Annotated in this window: 20 protein-coding genes and 1 pseudogene; 16 read left to right on the plus strand and 5 right to left on the minus strand. The window is 63.9% G+C overall.

What is annotated here, in order from left to right; translation table 11 throughout:
* Positions 1-70: 70 nt before the first annotated feature.
* A complete protein-coding gene (locus J5X93_RS16065) occupies positions 71-991 on the minus strand; it encodes a LysR family transcriptional regulator (protein WP_043215834.1) in 921 nt (306 codons plus the stop codon).
* A gap of 213 nt (positions 992-1204) precedes the next feature.
* On the opposite strand from J5X93_RS16065, the gene J5X93_RS16070 reads away from it, so the two are divergent.
* The 6 genes and pseudogenes from J5X93_RS16070 (at position 1205) to J5X93_RS16095 (ending at position 6859) form a co-directional block, all read left to right on the plus strand.
* Positions 1205-2140 (plus strand): cyclase family protein, encoded by a 936-nt coding sequence (locus J5X93_RS16070; RefSeq protein ID WP_090344703.1) that lies wholly within the window; start codon positions 1205-1207, stop codon positions 2138-2140.
* A 125-nt stretch (positions 2141-2265) separates the two neighbouring features.
* Positions 2266-3438 (plus strand): annotated as a pseudogene (locus tag J5X93_RS16075) (MFS transporter).
* Between the two features lie 73 nt (positions 3439-3511).
* Positions 3512-4417 carry a LysR family transcriptional regulator gene (locus tag J5X93_RS16080; RefSeq protein WP_043208918.1) on the plus strand — a complete coding sequence of 302 codons (906 nt, stop codon included), beginning with the start codon at positions 3512-3514 and terminating at the stop codon, positions 4415-4417.
* Between the two features lie 92 nt (positions 4418-4509).
* Positions 4510-5307, plus strand: coding sequence for an SDR family NAD(P)-dependent oxidoreductase (locus J5X93_RS16085; RefSeq protein WP_090344698.1), 798 nt, complete (start codon positions 4510-4512; stop codon positions 5305-5307).
* A 21-nt stretch (positions 5308-5328) separates the two neighbouring features.
* Positions 5329-5736, plus strand: a complete 408-nt coding sequence (locus J5X93_RS16090) for an SRPBCC family protein (protein WP_043208925.1) — start codon at positions 5329-5331, stop codon at positions 5734-5736.
* A gap of 136 nt (positions 5737-5872) precedes the next feature.
* Positions 5873-6859 carry a zinc-binding dehydrogenase gene (locus tag J5X93_RS16095; protein WP_090344695.1) on the plus strand — a complete coding sequence of 329 codons (987 nt, stop codon included), beginning with the start codon at positions 5873-5875 and terminating at the stop codon, positions 6857-6859.
* Positions 6860-6887: 28 nt separating this feature from the next.
* Here J5X93_RS16095 and J5X93_RS16100 read toward each other — a convergent pair whose 3' ends face one another.
* The 3 genes from J5X93_RS16100 to lhpH all read right to left on the minus strand — a co-directional run bounded on the left by J5X93_RS16100 (position 6888) and on the right by lhpH (position 10091).
* Positions 6888-7673 (minus strand): SDR family oxidoreductase, encoded by a 786-nt coding sequence (locus tag J5X93_RS16100; RefSeq protein WP_043208929.1) that lies wholly within the window; start codon positions 7671-7673, stop codon positions 6888-6890.
* A 230-nt stretch (positions 7674-7903) separates the two neighbouring features.
* Positions 7904-8914 (minus strand): aldo/keto reductase, encoded by a 1011-nt coding sequence (locus tag J5X93_RS16105; protein ID WP_090344693.1) that lies wholly within the window; start codon positions 8912-8914, stop codon positions 7904-7906.
* A 169-nt stretch (positions 8915-9083) separates the two neighbouring features.
* Complete coding sequence (gene lhpH, locus J5X93_RS16110) at positions 9084-10091, minus strand: trans-3-hydroxy-L-proline dehydratase (RefSeq protein ID WP_182815410.1); 1008 nt, start codon at positions 10089-10091, stop codon at positions 9084-9086.
* Between the two features lie 265 nt (positions 10092-10356).
* Here lhpH and J5X93_RS16115 point away from each other — a divergent pair, with 265 nt between their 5' ends.
* The 7 genes from J5X93_RS16115 to J5X93_RS16145 all read left to right on the plus strand — a co-directional run bounded on the left by J5X93_RS16115 (position 10357) and on the right by J5X93_RS16145 (position 17124).
* Entirely contained in the window at positions 10357-11769 is a 1413-nt protein-coding gene (locus J5X93_RS16115) for an MFS transporter (protein ID WP_331370866.1), read from the plus strand.
* 259 nt (positions 11770-12028) lie between these two features.
* The gene (gene aotJ, locus J5X93_RS16120) at positions 12029-12805 is read left to right on the plus strand and encodes an L-arginine-binding protein AotJ (protein ID WP_043208937.1); all 777 of its coding nucleotides are present in this window, start codon (positions 12029-12031) and stop codon (positions 12803-12805) included.
* 24 nt (positions 12806-12829) lie between these two features.
* Entirely contained in the window at positions 12830-13519 is a 690-nt protein-coding gene (locus J5X93_RS16125; protein WP_043208939.1) for an ABC transporter permease, read from the plus strand.
* 16 nt (positions 13520-13535) lie between these two features.
* A complete protein-coding gene (locus J5X93_RS16130) occupies positions 13536-14231 on the plus strand; it encodes an ABC transporter permease (RefSeq protein ID WP_290446781.1) in 696 nt (231 codons plus the stop codon).
* 9 nt (positions 14232-14240) lie between these two features.
* A complete protein-coding gene (locus tag J5X93_RS16135) occupies positions 14241-15353 on the plus strand; it encodes a succinylglutamate desuccinylase/aspartoacylase family protein (protein WP_182942898.1) in 1113 nt (370 codons plus the stop codon).
* Positions 15354-15371: 18 nt separating this feature from the next.
* Positions 15372-16136: an ABC transporter ATP-binding protein gene (locus tag J5X93_RS16140; protein WP_182942896.1), complete on the plus strand. Its 765-nt coding sequence runs from the start codon at positions 15372-15374 to the stop codon at positions 16134-16136.
* 79 nt (positions 16137-16215) lie between these two features.
* Positions 16216-17124 (plus strand): MurR/RpiR family transcriptional regulator, encoded by a 909-nt coding sequence (locus tag J5X93_RS16145; RefSeq protein ID WP_043208948.1) that lies wholly within the window; start codon positions 16216-16218, stop codon positions 17122-17124.
* 60 nt (positions 17125-17184) lie between these two features.
* Here the strand turns inward: J5X93_RS16145 and J5X93_RS16150 are convergent, their stop codons facing one another.
* Positions 17185-18564, minus strand: a complete 1380-nt coding sequence (locus tag J5X93_RS16150) for a purine-cytosine permease family protein (RefSeq protein WP_043208950.1) — start codon at positions 18562-18564, stop codon at positions 17185-17187.
* Positions 18565-18784: 220 nt separating this feature from the next.
* On the opposite strand from J5X93_RS16150, the gene J5X93_RS16155 reads away from it, so the two are divergent.
* The 3 genes from J5X93_RS16155 (at position 18785) to J5X93_RS16165 (ending at position 23978) form a co-directional block, all read left to right on the plus strand.
* The gene (locus J5X93_RS16155; protein ID WP_090344685.1) at positions 18785-21337 is read left to right on the plus strand and encodes a bifunctional diguanylate cyclase/phosphodiesterase; all 2553 of its coding nucleotides are present in this window, start codon (positions 18785-18787) and stop codon (positions 21335-21337) included.
* Positions 21338-21481: 144 nt separating this feature from the next.
* Positions 21482-22570 carry an iron-containing alcohol dehydrogenase PsrA gene (gene psrA / locus J5X93_RS16160; protein WP_090344861.1) on the plus strand — a complete coding sequence of 363 codons (1089 nt, stop codon included), beginning with the start codon at positions 21482-21484 and terminating at the stop codon, positions 22568-22570.
* 112 nt (positions 22571-22682) lie between these two features.
* Positions 22683-23978 (plus strand): MFS transporter, encoded by a 1296-nt coding sequence (locus tag J5X93_RS16165; protein ID WP_043208955.1) that lies wholly within the window; start codon positions 22683-22685, stop codon positions 23976-23978.
* Positions 23979-23986: the final 8 nt, after the last annotated feature.

Genomic DNA, 23986 nt, shown 5'->3' on the forward strand with positions numbered 1-23986 from the left:
GAAACGCGATCGCCGAGGGGAGGCATTCAGTTTTGCTAAACGGTCCTGGGCGGCAATGGCGTGCCCAGGCTCAAAGTAACCGGGCGCCCGGCCATCGCCCCTGCTCCACCAGCTCCCGTGCGAGCTCCTGCAGAACGATCCGGGTCGCCAACGCCGCTGGCGAAAGTTCGTCATCGGTGAGGCTGACGATCACGTTGCGCCGCTGCGCCTGAGCCTCATCGATGGCGAACACTCGCAAGCCCGCCTGGTGCGCCCGGGCCACCGTCGCGCCGGGCTGGATGGTGGCGGCATGACCTGCACAGACACAATCCATCAACAGCGACAGGCCATCGATTTCCATGACGATGTTGGCCTCCAGCCCGGCCCCCTCGAAGATCGAACGCAGTGTCGTGCGCAGGCCATGCTGTGTGCTGGGCATCACCAATGCAAGCGTCGCGATCTGTTCCAACGTGAGGGACTCGCCCCAATCGGCCTTGACCAACGGGGCGGGAACCAGAACGAACAGCCGCTCGTTCAGAAGCGGCCGGACATCCAGGCGTGGCCCCGACTCCGCTTGGAACAGTACTGCCAAGTCGAGGTGTCTGGCATTGAGTTGGTTCATCAGGTAGCCAGAGAGCATTTCCACCAGATGCAGACGGATATCGGGATAGCGTTCGCGCATCCTGTCGATCAAGGCCAGACCGAGAATCGAGGCGGTGGTCGGCGCCAGCCCCACGCTGGCATAGCCACTCATGCGCCCGCTTTGCGCGGCAAGAACGGCATGCTCGGCCTGGCGAAGCGCCAGGCGTGCGTGGTACTCGAAGGCCAGGCCCGCCGCCGTCGGCGAGACGCCCGTGCTCGAACGTGTCAAAAGCCGGGTACTCACCTCGCTCTCCAGCTTCGACAGTTGCTGGCTCAAGGCGGAGGCGCCGACCCCAAGCTCGATTGCAGCCCTGCCCAGGCTGCCGTACTCCAGGACACTCAGGAAATAGCGAAGCTGACGTAACTCCATACAGGTCTCTTTCAACGAAGGGGCCGATCCGCAACCATGTTAAAGGCATTTGGATCGGTTGCGCTTGATCGCTGCGGGAGCGGGCTCACCTGCGACTGAGGCTTCGCTCCTTGACCCGTACGCAAAAGTCATTGTCCCGCCCGCTGCTTTTTCTCCCCCCTGCACCCGCCCAGAATCCGTCCCTGACATCACTTCCCGATCAGGAGAATCCGGATGAACTACTTCAAGCCCCTGCTTCTGGCCGCCGCCCTGGCCACCACCGCCCAGGCCACCCTGGCAGCCGACTGGCAGGATTCGCCTTATGGCAAGCAGGACGAAATCGGCGCCGCCAACCTGCTGACCCCCGAGGTGGTCAAACAGGCCGTGGGTCTGGTCAAGACCGGCAAGACCTACCCCTTGGCCGTGCCTGTGAGCAAGGACCTGCCCGCCTTCCGCCATCGCAGCTTCCACCTCTACAACATCCAGCCCGGCGAACAGGCCGGCCAGACGCTGGGCAAGAACAAGTTCAGCTTCAACGATGAACTGGTCAACGGCTGGACCGGCGTCGGCACCCAGCTCAACGGCATCGGCCATATCGGTATCGACAACGTCTACTACAACGGCAACAAGGCAGCGGACTTCGTCACCGTCGAGGGCGTCACCAAGCTCGGCGTGGAGAAAGTACCGCCCATGGTGACCCGCGGCGTGGTGCTGGACATGACCGCCTACTACGGCAAGGCCATCGTGCCGGGTGGCACATCGTTCACCGTGAACGACATCAAGGCTGTGCTGAAGAAACAAGGCATCACCCTGCGCAAGGGCGATGTGGTGCTGTTCAACACCGGCTGGCTGGAGCTGATCGGCAAGGACAACCAGCAGTTCCTCGCTACCGAGCCCGGCATCGACCTGCCAGCAGCCCAGTGGCTCGCCGACCAGGGCATCGTCGCCTTTGGCGGTGACACCTGGGCCTCGGAGGTCTACCCCAACCCCACAGGCGAAGAGTTTCCGGTCAACCAGTTCATGCTGGCCAAGCGCGGTATCTACAACCTGGAGCTGATCGACACCCGCGCCTTGGTGCGCGACAAGGCCTTCGAGTTCCTCTTCGTGCTGGGCCAGCCGCTGTACAAGGGCTCGACCCAGGTCAACATCAATCCGGTGGCCATCCACTGATCGCCGCCCAGGCGATCGTTGATTTCAAATCAAAAGTCCTTGGCGCAGTCGTGACTTAATCGGCCTGCCGGCCGTTGCCATACTGCGCCTCACCTTCACACACTTCGCCCCCAGGAGCCTTTGCAATGAAACCCGGACACGTCCTGTTCGCCCTGGCCATCGGGGCCTTTGGTATCGGTACCACCGAATTCACCCCCATGGGCCTGCTGCCGGTGATCGCCGAAGGCATCGATGTCAGCATCCCCAGCGCCGGCATGCTGGTGACCGCCTACGCCGTCGGCGTGATGGTCGGCGCACCGATCATGACCTTGCTGTTCAGCCGCTTTGGCAAGCGCGGCGCACTGATCGCGCTGATGGCCATCTTCACCGTGGGCAACCTGCTGTCGGCCCTGGCGCCGGGCTACGGCACGCTGCTCGCCTCGCGCCTGGTCACCAGCCTCAACCACGGCGCCTTCTTCGGCCTGGGTGCGGTGGTGGCCGCCAGCGTCGTGCCTCGCGACAAGCAGGCCAGCGCCATCGCCACCATGTTCATGGGTCTGACCATCGCCAATATCGGCGGCGTCCCCGCCGCCACCTGGATCGGCCAGCAGGTCGGCTGGCGTCTAGCCTTCGCCGGCACTGCGCTGCTTGGCATCCTGGCCATGACCGCCCTGTGGTGAGCCCTGCCCAAGGGCGAGCGCGGCAGCGTGCCCGATGTGCGTCGGGAGCTCGCAGTGATCGCCCGGCCGAACGTGCTGCTGGCCATGGCCACCACGGTGCTCGGTGCTGGCGCGATGTTCACCCTGTACACCTACGTCGCCCCGGTGCTGGCGGACCTCACTGGCGCTTCGGACCGCTTCGTCACCCTGGGCCTGGTGCTGATCGGTGTGGGCTTCACCCTGGGCAACAGCCTCGGCGGTCGCCTGGCCGACTGGTCGCTGGACGGCTCGGCACGTCTCTTCCTCGGCGTACTGGCGCTGATCATGGTGCTGATGCCGTTCGTGCTGGGTTCCCACGTCGGCGCGGCGCTGGCCTTGCTGGTCTGGGGCATATCCACCTTCGCCGTGGTACCGCCGCTGCAAATGCGCGTGATGATCGCCGCCAGCGAGGCTCCGGGCCTGGCCTCGTCGATCAACGTGGGCGCCTTCAACCTCGGCAATGCGGTGGGGGCAGCGCTGGGTGGCGCGGTCATCAGCCTGGACCTGGGCTACGCCGCGGTACCGGTCGCCGGCGGCATGCTGGCGGCAGGCGGCCTGCTGCTGGTCTGGCTGGGCGGACGCGGCAAGGTCGCCGCCAGGGCCGTGGGCGAGACCGTATAGTTCCCCCACCTGAGGAGGCTAGCCAAGGCAGAGCTGTCCGCGTAAAACTTTGGGCAGTTCCCTTGGAGGTCTCATGCAAGATCTACGTCAGTTGCGCTACTTCGTCGCTGTCGCCGAATGCGAGAACGTTGGACGCGCGGCCGAGCAGCTACACATTTCACAATCCCCCCTTAGCCGGCAGATCGCCCAGCTCGAAGACAACCTGGGCCTTGCCCTGTTCGAGCGGCGCAATCAGCGCCTGTACCTGACCGCCGACGGCCGCACCTTCCTGTCCGAAGCCCGCGGCCTGCTCAAGCACGCCGAACGCCTGGAGTCGCTGGGCAAGCGACTGGGCCGGGGCGAGGAAGGCGGCTTGTGCATCGGCTACGTCAACCACGCCATCCATGCCGGCGTGCTGCCCGGCGCGGTGCGGGCCATCCGCAGCGAACGTCCGAACATCCATATCGCCCTGTACAACATGACCCCGCGCGAGCAGTTCGAAGGTCTGCGCCAGCGCAGCCTGGACATCGCCCTGGTCTGCGAGCCCCCGCCCAGCACCGACCCCGACCTGCGTGGCCACCCCGTGCTGGACGACCCTCTGCTGCTGGCCATCCCCGCCGGGCACCCCTTGGCCATCAAGGCCGAACTCACGCCCGCCGACCTGCATGAGCAGGAATGGATCATCACCGGCGGCCAGCCTGACCAGATCAACAAACGCGACGATTTCATCGCCCGCTGCGCCGACGCAGGCTTCACCCCGCGCCTGTCGCTGGAGGCCAACGACCCGCTGAGCGTGCTCGGGCTGGTGTCCGCCGGGCTGGGCCTGGCGATGGTCCAGAGCAGCCTGTCCGCCAGCGCAGGCTCCACCGTCGTGCTGCGCAAGCTGCCGTGGTTCAGCCCCTGCGTGCAGTTGTGGGCAGCCTGGCACCAGGTAGACCTGCGGCCAATCGTGGGCGTGTTCCGCGAGCGGGTGCTGGCGCTGGCAGAAGAGACCGCATAGGTCTTAACTCAGTCGAATTAAGTCTTTTACAGTCTTACCAGGCCGCCCTAGCATGGCTCCCATCGATGCAACTCATCCACAGGAGCCATTCCATGAACATCGACCTTGGCGGACGTACCGCCATCATCAGCGGCTCGACCGGCGGTATTGGTCTGGCCATCGCCCGCGGCCTGGCCCGCGCCCACGCCGACGTAGTCATCGCCGGCCGTAGCCAGAAGTCGGTCGACGCCGCCCTGGCCGAGCTGCACGCCCAAGGTGGCCGCGGCAAGGTCCACGGCGTGGTGGCCGACCTGGGCACCGCCGAAGGCGCCCAGACGCTGTTCGACGCCCACCCGAGCGCCGACATCCTGGTCAACAACCTGGGCATCTACGATGACGTCGACTTCTTCGATGTCCCCGACAGCGAGTGGAGCCGCTTCTACGACACCAACGTGCTGTCCGGCGTGCGCCTGGCTCGCCACTACGCACCGGGCATGGTCGACAAAGGCTGGGGGCGGATCCTGTTCATTTCCTCCGAATCCGGCATTGCCATCCCGGCCGACATGATCAACTACGGCGTGACCAAGGCCGCCAACCTCGCCGTCTCCCACGGCCTGGCCAAGCGCCTGGCCGGCACGGGCGTCACCGTCAACGCGGTATTGCCTGGCCCGACGCTCACCGACGGCGTTGCCACCTTGGTGGCTGAAGCAGCCAAGGTGTCCGGCCGCAGCATTCGCGAAGAGGCGGACAACTTCGTGCGCACCGCTCGCCCGAGCTCGATCATTCAACGCGCCGCCGAAGTGGACGAAGTCGCCCACCTGGTGGTGTACCTCGCATCCCCCTACTCCTCCGCCACCACCGGTGCGGCCCTGCGGGTCGACGGCGGTGTGGTCGACAGCCTCGCTATCTGAATTCAACTGGAGAATCCCATCATGGCCAACGCCTACGCATCCTTGAAAACCCAACACAGCCCTGATCACGTCTGGGCCCTGATCGGCGGCTTCGACAGCCTGCCCGACTGGCTGCCATTCATCCCTGAAAGCCTCTCCAGCGAAGGCGGCCGCGTACGCTCGCTGAAAGATCCGGAGGGCAATGCCATCATCGAGCGTCTGATGGCCTTCGATGAACACCAGCGCAGCTACAGCTACTCGATCCTCACCAGCCCGTTCCCGGTAACCGACTACCTGTCGACCCTGCGGGTCAAGGCCGACGGCCAGGGCAGCCTGGTGGAATGGCTCGGCGAGTTCACCCCGGTTGGCGTGAGCGACGAGGAAGCCATCGCCCTGTTCACCGGCATCTACGAAGGTGGCCTGCAAGCCCTGGCCAAGACCCTGGGCTGAGATGAACACAAGGGGCCGCCACGCAGCGGCCCCTCGTCATTGTTGACCGCAGGTCAACAGGCCTTTGCGCCAACACTGCTGTTTCCCCTCGCAACACCTCGCTACCCTCCCCCTTCTTCCCCCAAGAGGACTCCCCATGTCCACCACGCATCGAGCCTGGGGCTGGACCCCGGGCGCCGGCCTGGACGGCCTTGAGCTCATCGACAAACCCCTCCCCAAACCCGGCCCCGGTCAAGTATTGGTGGCCAACCGTGCCATCGCCCTGAACCCGGTGGACTGGAAGATCTGCGAATGGGGCCATGCCGATTGGCGCCAGGGCACCGTGCCCGGCGTCGACGGTGCCGGCCTCGTTGCCGCCGTCGGCGAAGGTGTCGACCTGCCCTTGGGCACCCGTGTCGCCTATCACCAGTCGCTGTCCCGTGATGGCAGCTTTGCCCAGTACTGCCTGCTCGACGCAACGCTGGTGATGCACATCCCCGCCAACCTCGACGATGCCGCCGCAGCCGCCATCCCCTGCCCGGCGCTCACGGCCTGGCAAGCCTTGGCCAAAGTCGCCGACGGGGCCTCACGTGATGTACTGGTGGTGGGCGCGGGTGGTGCGGTGGGCTTCTACCTTGTTCAGCTCGCCGTGCAGCGCGGTCTGCGCGTATGGGCCACCGCTGGCGAGAAACACCATGACCGCCTCAGGCAACTGGGCGTGATAGGTGTATTCGACTACCGCGCCGAGGACTGGCAGGCACACCTGCAAACCGCCCTGGGCGAACGCCCGCTGCATGCACTGTTCGATACCGTCAGCGGCGCGCATGCGGCGAGCCTGGCCTGCCTGCTTGGCTACAACGGCCATCTGGTATGCATCCAGGACCGCCAGGAAACCGCGCCGCTGCCTGCCTTCAGCACAGCGATCTCGTTGCATGAAGTCGCGCTCAACAGCATCCACGCCCACGGTCGACTGCTCGATCGCCAGGCGTTGAAGGTCGAAGGGGAGCGTTTGCTGCAAATGGTCGCCGAGGGCCGACTGGTAATGCCACAGCGCCTGGACTTTGCCTTTGATGCGCTACCGAGGGCATTGCGCCAACTCAAGGAAGGTCATGCATCGGGCAAGTGGGTGACGCGGCTGGGGTGATCCAGCCGCTTCGCCCAGGCGTGCTAGGTCAGAAAGTGCCCGGGTAGGCACCGCCGTCGATCAGCAGGTTCTGCCCGGTGATATAGCCACCATGGACGCTGCACAGGAAGGCGCAGTACGCCCCGAACTCCTTGGCATCGCCGAACCGCGCCGCCGGGATTGCCTGGCGACGTGCCTGGGTGGTTGCCTGCAGGTCGCCGCTGACCTGGCTGGCCGCCTGCAAGGTCTTTTGCAGGCGAGCGGTGTCGAAGGCGCCTGGCAGCAGGTTGTTCAGGGTCACGTTGCGCCCGGCCAGACGTTGCTGGCGGGCGAGCCCTGCGATGAAACCGGTCAGGCCGCTGCGCGCACCATTGGACAGCCCCAGGATATCGATCGGCGCTTTCACCGCGCCCGAGGTGATGTTCACCACCCGTCCAAAACCGCGCTCGGCCATGCCATCGACCACGGCCTTGATCAGCTCGATGGGCGTGAGCATGTTGGCGTCCAAGGCCTTGAGCCAGTCTTCCCGATCCCAGTTCCGGAAATCGCCTGGTGGTGGGCCACCGGCGTTGTTGACCAGGATATCGACCTGCGGGCAGGCGCTGAGCAGGGCTTCGCGCACCGCAGGCTCGGCCACATCGCCAGCGACCGTGCGGACTTCGATGCCCGGGAAGCGGCTACGCAGTTCGGCAGCCGCCTGCTCCAGGGTGGTGGCAGTGCGGGCGTTGATCACCAGGTTGACGCCCTCGCCGCCCAGGGCCTCGGCGCAGCCCTTGCCCAACCCTTGACTGGCGGCGCAGACGATGGCCCAGCGGCCCTTGATACCTAGATCCATGTTGGCTCCTCGTTGATTGATGCGTTGGACCTTACCACGCGCGCAAGCACGCTTTCCCCTGTGAAAGAAGCGCCTGCACGGGCCATCCTGGCATTACAACGCTCCACACCGAGAGGACGACGAGTTACAACGCGCGGCACGCTCAACGCATGAAAACGCCGCGCGTGCCCCATCGGCCACGCGCGGCGCGGATGTTGACAGGGCTGCGGCGCAGCCCTGCCCCGTCATGCTCAGGCGGCCGGAACCGGTGCCAGGGCGTTGATCAGGCCTTGTTGACGCAGGTCGTTCCAGAACGCCGCCGGGATCACTGCGCTCAGCGCGGCATGGTCTTCGTTAGCGTGCGCCACGCGGGTAGAGCCAGGAATGGCCGCGACCACAGCCGGGTGAGCCAGGGCGAACTGCAAGGCGGCGGCCTTGACCTCGACGCCATGGGCACGCGCCACAGCACGGATACGCTCGAGCTTGGCCAGTACCGCTGGGGTGGCTTTCTGGTACTCGAAGTGCTCGCCACCGGCGGTCACGCCAGAGCTGTAGGGGCCGCCGACGACGATGCCGACGCCCTGCTCGACCGCCTGCGGCATGACACGTTGCAGAGCGCGGTCATGATCGAGCAGCGAGTAACGGCCGGCGAGCAGGAAGCCATCGGGTTGCGGCTCGTCAAGATCCAGGGTCAGTTCGATCGGTTCGACGCGGTTCACACCCAGGCCCCAGGCCTTGATCACGCCCTCTTCACGCAGGCGGGTGAGGACGCGGAAGGCGCCTTTGCGGGCCGTCTCGAAACGCTCCAGCCACTCGTCACCGTAGAAGTCCTGGGCGATGTCGTGAATCCAGACGATGTCCAGGCGGTCGGTCTTCAGGCGGCGCAGGCTGTCTTCGATCGAACGCAGGGTGGCATCGGCACTGTAGTCGTTGACGATGCGGTTGCGGTTGCCGTGTTCGAACAGGCCGCTCTTCTCGCCCAGCTCGCGGCTGGTGGGGTCTTCCAGTTCGTCGAGGATGATCCGGCCGACCTTGCTGCTGAGCACGTACTCGTCACGTGGACGACCGACCAGGGCATCGCCCAGACGCGACTCGGAGAGACCAGCGCCGTAGAACGGCGCGGTATCGAAGTAACGCACGCCGTTGTTCCAGGCGGCATCGACGGTGGCTTGCACCTCGTCTTGGGGTACGTCGCGGAACATGTTGCCAAGCGGTGCGGTGCCGAAGCCCAGTGGGTTGGCGATAAGCGATTTGAGGCTCATTGATGTCTTTCCTGATGAGGGGAGTCAGTTGTGAACTCCAGTGGCCGTCATCCTATGCCTCCCCCACCAAGACCGTCCAAGTCATAATTCGACAGACTTCAGACCTCTAAAGCAACACCCGTATGGAGGCAAGAGCGGTGCCCCAGCAAAGCGACCTCTTGCCCTTTCATTACCGCACGAGGAAGCCGTGCTTCTGCGGATCGCGATCATCGATGATCCAGTTGCAAAACCCACAGATGTAAGCGTTGCCCGATACTTCAGGAATCACCGCTGGAATGTCGCCCACGGTGGTTTCCTGGATGACCTTGGCGGTGAAGACCGAACCGATCACCGACTCGTTGACCAACACCTCGTCCTTGCCCAGCAGCCCGCGCAGATAGAGCTGCGCGACCCGGCCACTGGTGCCTGAACCGGTCGGCGAGCGGTCCACTTCGCGATCGGCGAAGATGCAACAGTTGGCCTGGGTGGACTCAGCGAAACGCGGCGCGCCATCGATGATGGTGCCGTAGATATGGTTGATTTCCGGGATGTCCGGATGCACCACAGCGAATGCAGCGTTGGCCGCCTGCTTCACTTGCGCGCCGAACTGCTTCAGTGTCTCCACCGCGGACTCGCGGATCTCCAGGCCATGCGGCGCGCCGCTGGTGTAGAAATAGAAGGCGCCACCGTAGGCGATGTCCCCTGTGACCTCACCGAAGCTTGGGGTCGTGACGGTCACATCGCGCTTGTAGATGAACGACGGCACGTTGATGAAGCGTACGCCGTTGGCGTGCTTGCCATCCCATTTCACGAACGCTTCGATGAAGCCACAAGGGGCATCGATACCCACACGCGTTTCCGGCTCGGTACGCTCGACCCAGCCCAGTTCGACCGCTGCCGTCGCCAGTGCGATAGTGCCGTGACCACAGTGGTCGCTGTAACCCTCGTTGTGCAGAAAGATGATGCCGAAGTCCGCCGTGGGCGAAACCGGTTCGGTAAGGTAGCCGCCATACATGTCGGCGTGACCGCGAGGCTCGAACATCAGGGCCTGGCGGATGTCATCGGCGTTTTCCCGCAACCAGGCACGGCGCTCGACGATGGTTTTGCCCGGCATGCGCGGCAGCCCGGATGTCACGATACGGAACGGCTCGCCACCGGTGTGGACTTCGACGGTACTGATGCTGCGGGTGATTTGCATGGATGCGTCTCCTTGAATGCACTGCGGATCGATCCTATGCCTGCAAAATTACCGATAACAACAGGACTCTCGGCACAAGATGTAAGGAAAGGCCCATTAGCGCGCTTCAGACCCCATGCCATCGAGCATGCGCCACAGGGTTGGCCGATTCGAATTCTCACTGCCCAGGATGCCGATATTTAATTTCAAGCGCCGGGTGACATTTCCTAGTATGTGCCAGGCGCCTTGCCGCCTCCCTCGTTCAGTCCCTGCCAAGAGTCTCGCCGTGTTCGCCTTCAAGCAGACCACCCTGCCGCCCCCCGGCGAAGGGGTGCCAAAACCTCAAAGGCTCATCGCCGTCATCGCGATCATGCTCAACATCGCCATGGCCAACCTGGAAACGGCGATCGCCAACACGGCCTTGCCGACCATCGCCGCCGACCTGGGCACCACCGACGCCCAATCGATTTGGGTGGTGAGCATCTATCACCTGGCGATGATCGCCGCCCTGCTGCCACTGGCTTCGCTGGGAGACATCGTCGGCTACCGGCGCATCTCCATGGCGGGCCTGGTGCTGTTCATCCTGGCCTCGCTGCTGTGTGGCCTGGCCCCGTCGTTCGAGTGGCTGCTGGTCGGTCGCCTGGTACAAGGTTTGAGCGCCGCCGGGATCCTGGGTGTGGGTGTGGCGATGACGCGTTTCGTCTTTCCCAATCACATGCTCGGGCGCGGCATGGGGGTCAATGCGCTGGTCGTGGGCGCCTCGCTGGCTGCCGGACCGAGCGTGGCTTCACTGATCCTGAGCCTTGCCAGCTGGCACTGGCTGTTCCTGATCAATGTCCCGGTGGGCTTGGTCGGCGTGTTTCTCGGCCTGCGCTCGCTGCCGCCCACCCCTACCAGCGCGCGGGCATTCGATGCCATGGCCGCAGGGCTCTGCGCGCTGTTTCTTGCTGCCCTGGTGTATGCCGTGAATGGCCTTGCCCAAGGCGGGCCATGGAGCGTCACGCTGGGCAGCGCGGTGCTCGCCGGGCTTTGCCTGTGCCTATTGCTGCGGCGCCAGGCCGGTCATCCCGCGCCCATCCTTGCTCTTGACCTGCTGCGCCAGCCGCTCTACGCGCTGTCTGCCGCCAGCGCTGCGGCGTCGCTCACGGCGCAGAGCCTGGCGTTCATCGCCCTGCCCTTCATGTTGCAGCACCAGTGGGGGCTCTCCCAGGTCGAGACCGGATTTCTGATCACGCCTTGGCCTGCCATGGCCGCGCTCATGGCCCCCATCGCTGGAAGGCTCTCGGACCGCTACGCGACCGGCAAACTCACCGCCATGGGCATGGGCATACTGGGGATCGGCCTGATACTGCTCTGCACCCTACCGTCTTCGCCCGCGCCATGGGACATCGCCTTGCGCATGGCCGTATGTGGCGCGGGGTTCGGGTTCTTCCAGTCGCCGAACATGCGCGACATGATTTCGTCGATCGCACCGCAGCGCAGCGGTGGGGCGGGCGGCCTGTCGAGCACGATGCGAATGCTCGGGCAGGTATTGGGCGCGGCGTTGGTGGCGGGGTTCTTCCAGGTGTACTCCGCCCAGGGCGCTTTTCTGGCGCTGTGGGCCGGCGTTGCGTTTGCGGCCTTGGCGTGCGTGGCGAGCGTGTGCAAGTCCCTTGTCTGCGACAAACAGCTGCGAATAAGCGCCTTGCAGGGCCGCTAGGCTCTGCAGGAAATCTATCGGCACCTGTCCGTACGATGTTGCACTGGTGCTCGAAATGCGATTCCCCGTGTTCTCCACACAACCTCCTCGATGAGTAAGACGCGACAGTCTTAGGCGTGCGCTTTGCGCAATCAGGCACTGATACTTTTATTTTCACGATCGTTGATTTGTGAAATTAAACGTGTCATTTTCTCTTCGCACCGAGCCGCACCCCGCAAAGAGGCAGGCCGGTAACGCCCTATCCACCGGAGACAAGAATATGAACAAGACCGGACTTCTAGGCGCATTGGCGCTGTGTGCCTGCAGCGCCTTGGCTCAGGCCGATGAAGGAAGCCTGCGCATCGGCATCGAGGCGGCTTATCCGCCCTTCGCTTACCGCACGCCCGAAGGCGAGCTGGCGGGCTTTGACTACGATATCGGCAACGCCCTGTGCGCGCAGATGAAGGTCAAATGTCAGTGGGTGATCCAAGAGTTCGACGGGATGATTCCGTCATTGAAGGTACGCAAGATCGACGCCGTGTTGTCGTCGATGTCGATCACTGAAGATCGGCTCAAGTCGGTCGACTTCACCGACAAGTACTACCACACCCCCGGCAAGTTCGCGATGAAGGCCGGCAGCCAGATAACCGATCCGGTCCACGACCTCAAAGGCAAAAAGCTCGGCGTGCAGCGTGCCTCTACCTATGACCGCTTCGCCACCGAGCAACTGGAAAGCGCGGGTGTGGAGGTGTTGCGCTACGCCTCGCAAAACGAAGCCTTCCTCGATCTGGTGGCCGGCCGGCTGGACGCCACCCTGGCGGACATCGTCAATACCGAAGAGAGCTTCATCAAGACGCCCGCTGGCCAAGGCTTCGCACTGGTCGGCCCGGACATCAGCGACCCACGCTACTTCGGTCGGGGCGCGGGGATCGCCGTGCGCAAAGGCGATCACGCCAATCTGGCGCGATTGAATGCCGCCATCGCAGCCATTCGTGCCAATGGGACCTACCAGCAGGTGCAAAGCAAGTACTTCCCATTCGACATCTATGGCCAATAGCGCCGGCTAACGAGGACTTACATCATGCTTCACGGCTATGGATCGAGCATTCTCGATGGCGCGTGGTTGAGCATCAGCCTGGCCCTGATGGCGATGGCACTGGCCATCGGCCTTGGTCTGATCGGCGCCGCCTGCCGGCTGTCGCCGCTGCGCTGGCTGGCAGCACTGGGCGAGGTCTACACCACGGTGGTGCGCGGCATTCCTGACCTGGTCTTGATTCTGCTGGTGTTTTATGGCGGCCAGGACTTGGTCAACCGCTTGGCGCTGGTCCTGGGCTACGAGCAGTACATCGACATCAACCCATTCATAGCCGGGGTTTGCACCATGGGCTTCATTTTTGGGGCCTATCTCTCAGAGACTTTTCGCGGGGCCTTTCTCGCCATACCCAAGGGCCAGGCCGAAGCGGGTGCCGCTTATGGCATGGGCAGCCTGCAGGTGTTCTGGCGAATCAGCGTACCGCAGTTGGTGCGCCTGGCGCTGCCGGGCTTCACCAACAACTGGCTGGTGCTGACCAAGTCCACCGCGCTGATCTCCGTGATCGGCCTGCAGGACATGATGTTCAAGGCCAAGAACGCGGCCGATGCGACCCATGAACCGTTCACGTTCTTTCTCACCGTGGCAGGGCTCTACCTGCTGCTGACCAGCCTGTCGCTGTGGATCCTGCGCAGCGTGGAAAACCGTTACTCGTTCGGCTTCAAAGCCGCGGACCTGTGAAGGGAAGGTTTGCATCATGCTTGACTATCACCTGATCTGGCAGAACCTACCGTTGTACCTAAGCGGCATCGCGCTGACCCTGAAAGTGCTGCTGGTTTCCCTGGCCTGCGGCCTGGCGCTAGCGATCCCGCTGGCGCTGATGCGCGTGTCGAACTTATATCTGCTGCGCTTCCCGGCCTGGCTCTTCACCTACGTGATTCGCGGCACACCGATGCTGGTGCAGTTGTTCCTGGTCTACTACGGCCTGGCTCAGTTCGAGCTTGTGCGTCAGAGCCTGCTCTGGCCATACCTGTCCAGCGCGACTTTCTGCACCTGCCTGGCGTTCGCCATCAACACAAGCGCCTACAGCGCCGAGTTGTTGGCCGGTAGCCTGAGGGCCACCCCACGGGGCGAAGTCGAAGCCGCACGTGCCATGGGCATGTCGCGTCTCGCCCTGTACCGGCGCATCCTGCTGCCCTCGGCCCTGCGCCGGTCCCTGCCGCAATACAGTAACGAAGTGCTGATGATGCTGCAGACCACCAGCCTGGCGTCGATCGTCACGCTGGTAGACATCACCGGCGCGGCCAAGACCTTCAATGCGCGCTACTACCTGCCGTTCGAGGCTTTCATTACCGCGGGGCTGATCTACCTAGTCCTGACCTTTCTACTGGTGCGCCTGTTCAAGCTGGCCGAACGCCGCTGGTTGACCTACCTGGCCCCACGCAAGCACTGAGGAGCATCCATGCAGCAAATCGACCATATCCTGCCTTGGAGTGCCTGCGGTACCCAACGCACCCTGAGCCTGTTCCGCTTCGGTAACGGCCCGCGCAAAGCCTATATCCAGGCCTCGCTGCACGCGGACGAACTGCCGGGTATGCGCGTGGCGGTAGCCTTGAAGTCCCGCCTGGCCGAGCTGGAAGCCCAAGGCCGGCTCAAGGGCGTGATCGAACTGGTGCCACTGGCCAATCCGATCGGAATCGGCCAGATGTTCCAGGCCACACACCAAGGCCGTTTCGAGTTCAATAGCGGCAAGAACTTCAACCGCGATTTTCCGGAACTGACCACAGCACTGGTCGAACGTCTGGAGGGCCTGCTGGGCGAGGACGGCGAGGCCAACGTAGCCATCATTCGCCGCACCATGCTCGATATTCTCGAGCACATGCCCCCCGCGCAGTCGGAGCTCGACGGTCTTCGTCGCTTGCTCCTGCAACACGCGTGCGACGCCGATGTGGTGCTGGACCTGCACTGCGATTTCGAGTCGGTGATGTTGCTGTATGCATTGCCGCAGAACTGGCCACGTCTGCGCGCTCTGGCGGCACGCCTGGAGGTGCAGGTGGCGCTGTTGGCCGAAGACGCCGGCGGCAACGCATTCGACGAAGCCTGCGCGGTGCCTTGGACGAAGCTGTCCAAGCACTTCGAGCAGGCCAACATCCCGTTGGCCTGTATCGCCACCACCGTGGAGTTGCGCGGCATGGCCGATACCGAACGTGAACTCTGCCAGGCCAACGCCGAGCACATCCTTGCCTACCTCGCCGATCAGGGACTGATCAGCGGCCAATGGCCCGATGCGCCAAGCCACTGCTGCCAAGCCACACCCTTTGCCGGCGCTCAATACGCCTATGCCGAACATCCCGGCGTGATCAGCTATCTGCAACCACTGGGGGCGCAGGTGAAGGTCGGGGACCCGTTGTTCGAAGTGATCGATCCGCTCAGCGATCGTCACAGCGTGGTCAGGGCCACCACTGACGGCATTCTCTATGCCCGCGAACGCCTGCGCTTCGCCCAACCAGGTCTGTGGCTGGCCAAAGTCGCCGGTAGCACGCCCATTCGCCAAGGTCGCTTGCTCAGCGACTGACACAACGAGTACCCATCGATGAACAAACTGGAAATTCAGGACCTGCATAAAAGCTACGGCAGCCATCAGGTGCTCAAAGGCGTCTCGCTGCAGGCCAAGGCGGGCGATGTGATCAGCATCATCGGCTCCAGCGGCTCCGGCAAGAGCACCTTCCTACGCTGCATAAACTTGCTCGAGCAACCCAATGCGGGGCAGATCCTGGTCAATGGCGAACAACTGAGATTGCGCAACTGCCCCCGTGGCGGTCTGCGCGCCGCCGACCCTCGCCAACTGCAGCGCCTGCGCTCACGGCTGAGCATGGTCTTTCAGCATTTCAACCTCTGGTCGCACATGAACACCCTGGACAACGTCATGCAAGCCCCTGTGCATGTCCTGGGCATGAACCGCAAGCAAGCCCGCGAAAAAGCCGAGTACTACCTGCACAAGGTCGGCGTCAGCCATCGCCGTGACGCCTACCCAGCACACATGTCCGGAGGCGAGCAGCAGCGCGTGGCGATCGCACGGGCCCTGGCCATGGAGCCGGAGGTCATGCTGTTCGACGAGCCGACCTCGGCGCTCGACCCGGAGCTGGTCGGCGAGGTGCTAAAGGTCATGCAGGACCTGGCTCAGGAAGGCCGCACCATGGTCGTGGTCACCCATGAGATGGGCTTTGCCAGGGAGGTCTCCAACCAAGTGCTGTTCTTGCATCAGGGGGTGGCCTTGGAACGCGGCGCCCCTCAGGAGGTGCTCGCACGTCCCCAGTCCCAACGCTTGCAGCAGTTTCTTGCCGGCAGCCTCAAGTAACTCCGCACGAGCGCCCCGGCTGTGGCCGGGGAATGCCTTGAGATAGACTACGGCCAATCACTCAGGGAGCTTGCGCCGGATGCCGAGCAAATCGAAGAACAATACCGTCTATGCCTCGCCGGTCATGCGCAAGTTGTCGCAGCAACTGCTCGACCTACCACCGTCGTTGCGCAAGGTCGCCGACTACATTCTGCGCCACCCGCTGAAAGCGGCGACCCTGACCATCGAAGACATGGCCCAGGCCACCGCGACCTCGCCTGCTGCGGTCAATCGCCTGGCCAAGGCCCTGGACCTGGGCGGCTACACTGGCATGAAAGCCGAGCTGGTGGCCACCTTGCAGCAAATGGTCTCGCCCGTAGACAAACTCCGCAACGAGCTAGCCCAGCGGCCCAGCGGAGACTTCGGCCTGCATGAGCAGATCCAAAGTGCCGGCAGCAACTTGGCCAGCACCGATAGCAACAATCCAGCCGATGCGTTCGAAGCCTTCGTCAGCCGGCTGATCTCGGCACGCAAAATCTATGTGCTGGGCTTCGGAAACAGCGCCTACATGGCCGGACTCGCAGCTTCGACGCTAGTGCCGTTCTGCAAGGATGCCTGCGCCATCAGCATGGAAGGCGGTAACGAGAACGCCGCCTACCGTCTGGCAGCAATCACCGAGCAAGACGTGCTGCTGGCGATTTCCATGCCGCGCTACTCCCAGGACACCCTCCAGCTTTCTCGCTTTGCTCGCGAGCGCAACGCCACGGTGCTGGCAATTACCGACTCGCCCGCCTCCCCTCTCACCGCCATCGCTGACCATGTATTGTTCGCGCCCGCCGATCATCCGGTATTGACCAGCTCCAACATTGCCGTGCTGGCATTGATCGAGGGGCTGGTGGCCGGCGTCATGGCGCGCAACAAGGAAGCGGTGAAGCTGGCGACAGAGTTGACCGAAAGCGTGATGGCTTACTTGCACATGCCCGCTGCCAAGACGCCCCGCAAGGGATGAAAAGCCCGCTTCCTGCGGGCGTGTTGGGTTTTCAGCCTATCGAAATAGCCGACTAGCCAGTTACTCCGGCACCGAGGACGGGAACTGACCTTGCCTGACCGAGGATGGGCTGTTGACCATGCAATACAGCGCCCCCGCCAGTACCAGGCCCACCACCCAGCTGATGTCCGCGTCCAGCCAGCTCGCGACGAAGCCTGTGTAGAACGACAGCTTCATGAACGGAATGGTGCCGATGATCGAGACGGCGTACACCGCCAGGGTCCGGCGATTGAAGCGTCCGTAGCGGCCCTTGGCGTTGTACAGCTCAGCGACGTCGTAGTGACCGCGGCACACCCAGTAGTAGTCCGCCAGGTTGATCGCACTCCAGGGGATCAACAGGTAGAGCTGCCCGATCAGGATGTCGGCAAAGAAGGTGTCGAAATGGTACTGGGTGGCAATGGCGATCAGCGTGGCGGCGAGGGTCAGCACCGCCATCACCACTGCCTTGGCGGTGGGGGTGACATATCGCAGCCCACCGAAAGCGCCGAAAATCGTCACCGACGACATGTAGGCACTGTACAGGCAGAGCACGTTGTACTGGATGACGCCAAGCGCAATCACGCCCAGCGCCATCGGCGCCGAAGGCCCGAACAGCGTGGCGATCGCGGTGGCCGGGTTCAGGCCAAGGGCTGTCGGAATCGCGACGGCCAGCAACGCGCCCAGGGCCATCATGGCGAAGGAGCCTAGCGCGCAACCCGAATAGGTTGTCCAGAATGTGGTGCGGGTGTTCACGTTGGCCGGCAGATAGCGTGAGTAATCGGCCACGTAGGGACCATATCCCAGCGTCCATGACGCCGCCTGCGCTACCACCAGGTTGAAAGCGGTCCAGGAGAACGCGCCAGTGGCCGAGGCATTCGCCGACGCCTGGCCGGGATGCAGCAGGATCAGCACCAGGGCGCCACCGAACACCAGCGTGGACAGCAAGCTCATCCAGGCGCCCAGTCGGTGGATCAGCTCATAGCCGACGAAGCCGATGACGAAGGTCAACACACCGACCAGGACGATGGCTTGGTCGTCGCTGATCGGTAGCAGCGCTTTCAAGGCATCGCGCATCAGTACACCGCTGGCGGCCAGGAACAGCACAGCGGCCACCACCATCACCAGCAACGGAATCGCCGCGCCGTAGACACCGAACTGTGCCCGGCTCTGGATCATCTGCGGCACGCCCAGATGCGGCCCTTGGGCCGAATGCGCGGCCATGAAGATAGTGCCGACGAGATTGCCGATCAGCAGGCCGAGCAGCGTCCAGGCAAAGCTCAAGCCTGCGGCGATGCCCAACGTACCGACCATCAGGGCGGTCACCTGGAAATTGGAGCTGAACCAGATGGTGAACAACCGCCTGGGTGTGCCATAGCGTTCAGCGTGAGGGACAAACTCGATACTTCGCGTTTCCAGCTTCACGACCGTCTCCTGAGTGAATTTCGGGATTATCGAGTGGTGCGGGGAGCCTGCCCGACCTGGCGACGAACATCCCATAGCTGCCAACGACGCCTGCGTGCACTTTGTCGGCGCTGGCAAAGCGGCGGTCGCTGGCTGGATAGACCACCGGTCGTCAGCTGCATCGACCTCCCGCGCCCGCACCCGGTCAACCTTGCATTCCCCTGGCAGCGATGGTGAACGAATGGACGTGCTTGCTGACAATGGCCTGTCGCCCCGTAGTCATGTGGTCCGCCAACTGATCGTGGTGTTTTCCTCCGTCTTGCTGCTGGCTTTGGTGCTGGGGCTGTTCTCGCTGTACCGCCTCGCCGGGGCCTTGGATGCGCGTGAGGTGGAGCAAAGCCGCTTCCACGCCGAGTCCGCCATGACCCAGTTGCAAAAGAACGACAGAACGTTTTTGCTGACGCACGCCAACTGGCAAGCCGCCTACGACCACCTGGCCGGGCCGGTCGATAGCCATTGGGCCTACGATGAAGACAATGTCGGCGCCACGCTCTACACCGCCGATGGCTATGACGGCGTATTCGTACTCAACGATGACGGCACCCACTACGCTATGGTCGACGGACGCTTGAGCGATGCGGGATTCGAGCAGCACAGCGCCAGTGCCGGCAAGGTCCTGCTCCTGGCCCGCCAGGCTGCGCAGACCGAGCAGGCAGCCTCGGGCTATTTGCTGTTCCGCGGCCAGCCTGCGGTGTTCGCAGCCTCGTTGATCCGCCCGCAGGCGTTGCCCCATCACGTGCCGGAGCCCACCACCGTGATGGTGTTCGTCCGCATCCTCACCCCCGCGGTACTCGCCCCGCTGGGTCGATCGGTAGGGCTGACCGGCCTTGCCGTGAGCGACACGGCCAGCGACCCTACCGGGCGAGGCCTGCTGCCGCTCGAAGGCAGCGGCCATGTCTTGACCTGGCAGATTCCCCAACCCGGCACCGAACTGATCAAGACCGTGATCGTCCCGCTGGCCATCGCGGTGCTGCTCATCGCCCTGGCCATGGCCCTGTTTGCCCGCCATGCGATGCGCGCAAGCGCCGGCATCGACCGCAGCCATCGCGACCTGGCGGCCTCCAAGCACGCGTTGCAGACCAGCGAAGAGCGCTTCAAGGCCGTAGCCGAAGCCGCCTCGGACTGGATCTGGGAAACCGACGCGCACCTGCGCCTGACCTACCTCTCGGCGCGCTTCGCCGAACTGACCGGGCATACCGTCGAGGCCTGGTTGCAGCGCCCGATCACCGAGCTGCTGTCCTGTGACACCAGCGAGCTCGCAACCTGGCTGCACGGCCTGGCGGCGACCGGCGCTTCCGGCACCTTGCGCTGCCAGTACCAGGATCACCTGGGCCAGCAACGCATCTGCCGCATCGCCGCGCGAGCGACCATGGCCCAGGCCGCTTGTACCGGTTTTCGCGGGACCTGCAGCGACATCACCGATGAAGTGGCTGCCCACGCTCAGATCCAACACCTGTCGTTGCACGACGCACTCACCGGTCTGCCCAACCGCAACAAGCTGTTCCGCTTCCTCGAGCCCTCAGGTCCGGGCGGGGAGACGCGCCAGGTCGCGGTGCTGATGCTGGATCTGGACAACTTCAAGCCGATCAACGACAGCCTGGGCCATCCTGCCGGGGATGCGGTGCTGATCGAGGTCGCTGCGCGCCTTGGCCAGGCCACCCGGGACAGTGACCTGGTGGCCCGGCTGGGGGGCGATGAGTTCATCGTCGTGCTGACGCACCCCGGAGATCGAGAGGACATGGACCGCTTCTGCCTGCGGGTGATCGAAGCGCTCAAGCGCCCCATGCAGGTCGAAGGCCATGTGGTTCATGTCGGCGTCAGCCTAGGCGTGGTGCTGTCAGCCGAATACCCCGGCACCCCTAGCGACCTGATCCGCTACGCTGATGTGGCCTTGTACAGCGCCAAACAGGCAGGCAAGAACACTTGGCGCTATTTCTCGGCGCAGATGAATGCGGCGCTGCTGGACAAACGTGTGCTGGAAAGCGAACTGCGCGAGGGCATACCACGCGGGGAACTGGTGCTGCATTTCCAGCCGCGCTTCAAGGTCGACGGGATATCGGTCGCCTCGGTCGAGGCGCTGGTGCGCTGGCAACACCCCCGGCTCGGCCTGTTGCGACCGGATCGTTTCATTGCCCTGGCCGAGGAATCGGACCTGATCGTGCTGCTGGGCAATTGGGTGCTGCACGAGGCGTGCACCAAGGCCAGGGAATGGCCGCAGGCGGTGATGGTCTCGGTGAACATGTCACCGGCCCAGTTCAGCCGCTCCGATGTGGTCCAGGACGTCGGCGATGCCCTGCGGGCCACTGGCCTGCCTGCCCACCGCCTGGAGCTGGAGATCACCGAGAACGTCATGCTCAATGACGTCGAAGGCGCTCTGCACACCATGCATGCGCTCAAGGAGCTGGGGGTGCGGCTGAACATGGACGACTTCGGCACCGGCTACTCCTCGCTGGGCTACCTGCGCACCTACCCGTTCGACAGCATCAAGATCGACAAGCGCTTCGTTCAGTCCCTGGGCAAGAGCGGCAGCGACCGCAGTGTGGTCCAGGCCATCATCAACCTCGGCAACGCCATGGGCATGACAGTGACCGCTGAAGGCGTCGAGACCGCCGAGCAACTGGCCTTGCTCAGCGATGACCAGTGCCATGAAGTGCAAGGGTTCTTGCTCAGTGAACCCGTGGAGAACGTGGTATTGGTCCGCATGATGGAGGAGAAGGTGGCGGTGATGCAGTAAGGCCGCGTTGGGTCGGGTGGCGCACGATGGAGCGTACCCATTATCGGCCCACCCGATAGCTACCTGCGATCAATCGATTGGAACGAAAACCGCAAGCCGCCGAGCATGGGCGCACCGTTCAACAACAAAAACAAGGAACTGTCCATGCCCGCTCTCTTCCACAACCCTGTCGCCACCGTGTTCGGCAGTGGCAGCCTGGAACGCCTGCCCGCGCTCTGCCCGGGCAAAGTCGCACTGGTGACCTTCCCCGAAGCCGCGCAACTGGGCTTGGTCGAACGCGTGCGCGGCCTGCTCGGCGAGCGGCTGGTGTGCGTGATCGACGACGTCCAGCCCAACCCCGATGTCGCCTGGCTGCGCACGGTCCATGAGCGCTTCTGGCAGGTCAACGCCGAGTGCGACACCGTGCTTGCCTTGGGTGGCGGTAGCGCGATCGACACAGCCAAGGCGTTGATCGTGGGGACCGCCTCTGGGCGCTTCGACGAATTGCTGGAACTGCTGGCCAGTGGCAAACCGTTCACCCCTGCGCGCTGCAAGACCCTGGTCGCCGCGCCCACCACCGCCGGCACTGGAAGCGAAGTGACCCCTTGGGCGACTTTGTGGGATGCCGCGCAGCAGAAGAAATATTCCCTGCACCTGGCGTGCACCTGGCCCAAGGTGGCGCTGATCGACCCTGACCTGATGCTCAGCGTGCCTGCGGCGGTGACGGTTTCCACCGGACTGGATGCGCTGTCCCACGCACTGGAATCGATCTGGAACCACAACGCCAATCCGATTTCCGACACTTTCGCCATTTCGGCCATCGAAGACATCCTCGAATGCCTGCCGCGTCTTGAGCAGGATCTGGGCAACCGCGAACTTCGTGCGCGCATGGCGTTGGCTGCGCTCAAGGCCGGCATGGCCTTCTCCAACACCAAGACTGCCCTGGCCCATTCCATCTCCTACGAAATGACCCTGCGCCACGGTCTGCCTCACGGCATCGCCTGCTCCTTCACCCTGCCCTTGGTGCTGGGCCTTGCCTGGGGGCGCGACGCCGGACGTGACCAAGCCCTGAAGAAGGTGTTCGGCAATGACCTGGCCGATGCGCAGCATCAGCTGCGTGGGTTTCTTCACCGGCTGGGGGTCAAGACCGAGTTCGAGGACTACGGCGTGACGGATGCCGAGGCCGAAGCGATGATCGACTTCGCCATGCAGGGCGCACGCGGCCGTAACTTCATCGGCTCGCACGCCGCCTGATACGCGTCCAGACCCCGGTGGCCAGCGCCGCCGCCCTTTCCTGTTGCACCGAACAAGCGTGCCGCCCCGCCGTGCCTCACGGCGGCGCCTACGAACAAGAAGGAAAACCGTCATGAACCGTACACAAACCCTGTCTGGCCCATTGACCGGAACCTCGCCTTTTCGCGTCGCCCAATGGCGCATGCTGCTGGCGGCGATGTTCTGCTACCTGTTCTTCTACACCGGTCGCCAGACCTTTGGATTCGCCATCCCCGGCATCCAGGCCGAGTTCGGCCTGAGCAAGGAAACCCTCGGCTGGGCCTCCAGCGCCATGCTGTGGATGTACGCCATCGGTCAGGCGATCAATGGCAACCTCGCCGACAAGTTCGGCGGGCGCCGCATCATGAGCCTGGGGGCCGTGCTGTCTTGCGGTGCAAACTGGGTCACCAGTTTTGCCGGAGGCTTGTTCAGCCTGGTCCTGCCCTGGGGCGTCAATGGCTACTTCCAGGCCTTGGGCTGGGCACCGGGAAGCCGCCTGCTGTCGAACTGGTGGGGCGCAGGAGAACGCGGCAAGGTCTATGGCTTCTACGTGTTCGCCGCAGGCTGCGCCTCGGTGCTGTCGTATGTGACCTCGGTGGTGGTCATCGATGTGCTGCACCTGGAGTGGCGGTGGATCTTCCGCCTGCCGGTGCTGCTGATGCTCGCCGGTGGCATCGTGTTCTACCTGGTGGCGCGCGAGCGGCCACAGGACATGGGCTTCGAGCCCTTGTCAGACACAGGTGTGGCCAATGCGGCGGACCGTGCGAACGAAGCCGACCACGCCGACCAGGAAACCTCCCGGCAACGCTACCTGGCCGTGCTGAAGAACCCGCGCCTGCTGGTGGCCGCTGTTTCGCTGGGCTTCCAGAACGCTGCGCGCTACGGGCTGATCGTCTGGGTGCCCGTGCACTTCTTGGGCGCCAACTGGCAGAAAGGTGACAGCTTCATCGATCCGAAGTGGATCACCGTCGCTCTGCCGGTAGGCATGGCTGTCGGGGCATTGAGCAACGGCTGGGTCTCGGACCGGCTGTTCGGCAGCAAGCGCTACCTGGCGATCATGCTCTACATGGTACTGGGCGCCCTGACCAGCCTGTGGATGTGGAGCCTGCCGGCGCACAGCGCGATGGGGTTGTTGGCGCTGTTCCTGTGCGGGTTCTTCGTCTACGGGCCGGCGTCGAGTTTCTGGGCGCTGTGCCCGGACCTTGTCGGCGCACGCCGGGCCGGCACCGCCACCGGCATCATGAATTTCTCGTCTTATCTGTTTGCAGGCCTGGCCGAACCCTTGATTGGACGTATGCTGGACACGACCGGCAACACGTCGTTGATCTTCATCGTCGTCACCACGGCCTGCGCCTGCAGTGCCCTGGTCGCCCTGTTCGTCCGGCGCTGAGGGTGTGA

Source organism: Pseudomonas sp. BYT-1 (assembly GCF_023611805.1).
GTDB classification, from domain to species: domain Bacteria; phylum Pseudomonadota; class Gammaproteobacteria; order Pseudomonadales; family Pseudomonadaceae; genus Aquipseudomonas; species Aquipseudomonas guariconensis.

Coding starts and splice junctions, on each gene's coding strand:
- J5X93_RS16165 (WP_043208955.1), top strand. CDS start 22,683: ATGAACCGTACACAAACCCTGTCTGGCCCATTGACCGGAACCTCGCCT.
- J5X93_RS16145 (WP_043208948.1), top strand. CDS start 16,216: ATGCCGAGCAAATCGAAGAACAATACCGTCTATGCCTCGCCGGTCATG.
- aotJ (WP_043208937.1), top strand. CDS start 12,029: ATGAACAAGACCGGACTTCTAGGCGCATTGGCGCTGTGTGCCTGCAGC.
- J5X93_RS16105 (WP_090344693.1), bottom strand. CDS start 8,914: ATGAGCCTCAAATCGCTTATCGCCAACCCACTGGGCTTCGGCACCGCA.
- J5X93_RS16125 (WP_043208939.1), top strand. CDS start 12,830: ATGCTTCACGGCTATGGATCGAGCATTCTCGATGGCGCGTGGTTGAGC.
- J5X93_RS16090 (WP_043208925.1), top strand. CDS start 5,329: ATGGCCAACGCCTACGCATCCTTGAAAACCCAACACAGCCCTGATCAC.
- lhpH (WP_182815410.1), bottom strand. CDS start 10,091: ATGCAAATCACCCGCAGCATCAGTACCGTCGAAGTCCACACCGGTGGC.
- J5X93_RS16095 (WP_090344695.1), top strand. CDS start 5,873: ATGTCCACCACGCATCGAGCCTGGGGCTGGACCCCGGGCGCCGGCCTG.
- J5X93_RS16065 (WP_043215834.1), bottom strand. CDS start 991: ATGGAGTTACGTCAGCTTCGCTATTTCCTGAGTGTCCTGGAGTACGGC.
- J5X93_RS16080 (WP_043208918.1), top strand. CDS start 3,512: ATGCAAGATCTACGTCAGTTGCGCTACTTCGTCGCTGTCGCCGAATGC.
- J5X93_RS16130 (WP_290446781.1), top strand. CDS start 13,536: ATGCTTGACTATCACCTGATCTGGCAGAACCTACCGTTGTACCTAAGC.
- J5X93_RS16085 (WP_090344698.1), top strand. CDS start 4,510: ATGAACATCGACCTTGGCGGACGTACCGCCATCATCAGCGGCTCGACC.
- psrA (WP_090344861.1), top strand. CDS start 21,482: ATGCCCGCTCTCTTCCACAACCCTGTCGCCACCGTGTTCGGCAGTGGC.
- J5X93_RS16070 (WP_090344703.1), top strand. CDS start 1,205: ATGAACTACTTCAAGCCCCTGCTTCTGGCCGCCGCCCTGGCCACCACC.
- J5X93_RS16135 (WP_182942898.1), top strand. CDS start 14,241: ATGCAGCAAATCGACCATATCCTGCCTTGGAGTGCCTGCGGTACCCAA.
- J5X93_RS16100 (WP_043208929.1), bottom strand. CDS start 7,673: ATGGATCTAGGTATCAAGGGCCGCTGGGCCATCGTCTGCGCCGCCAGT.
- J5X93_RS16155 (WP_090344685.1), top strand. CDS start 18,785: ATGGACGTGCTTGCTGACAATGGCCTGTCGCCCCGTAGTCATGTGGTC.
- J5X93_RS16140 (WP_182942896.1), top strand. CDS start 15,372: ATGAACAAACTGGAAATTCAGGACCTGCATAAAAGCTACGGCAGCCAT.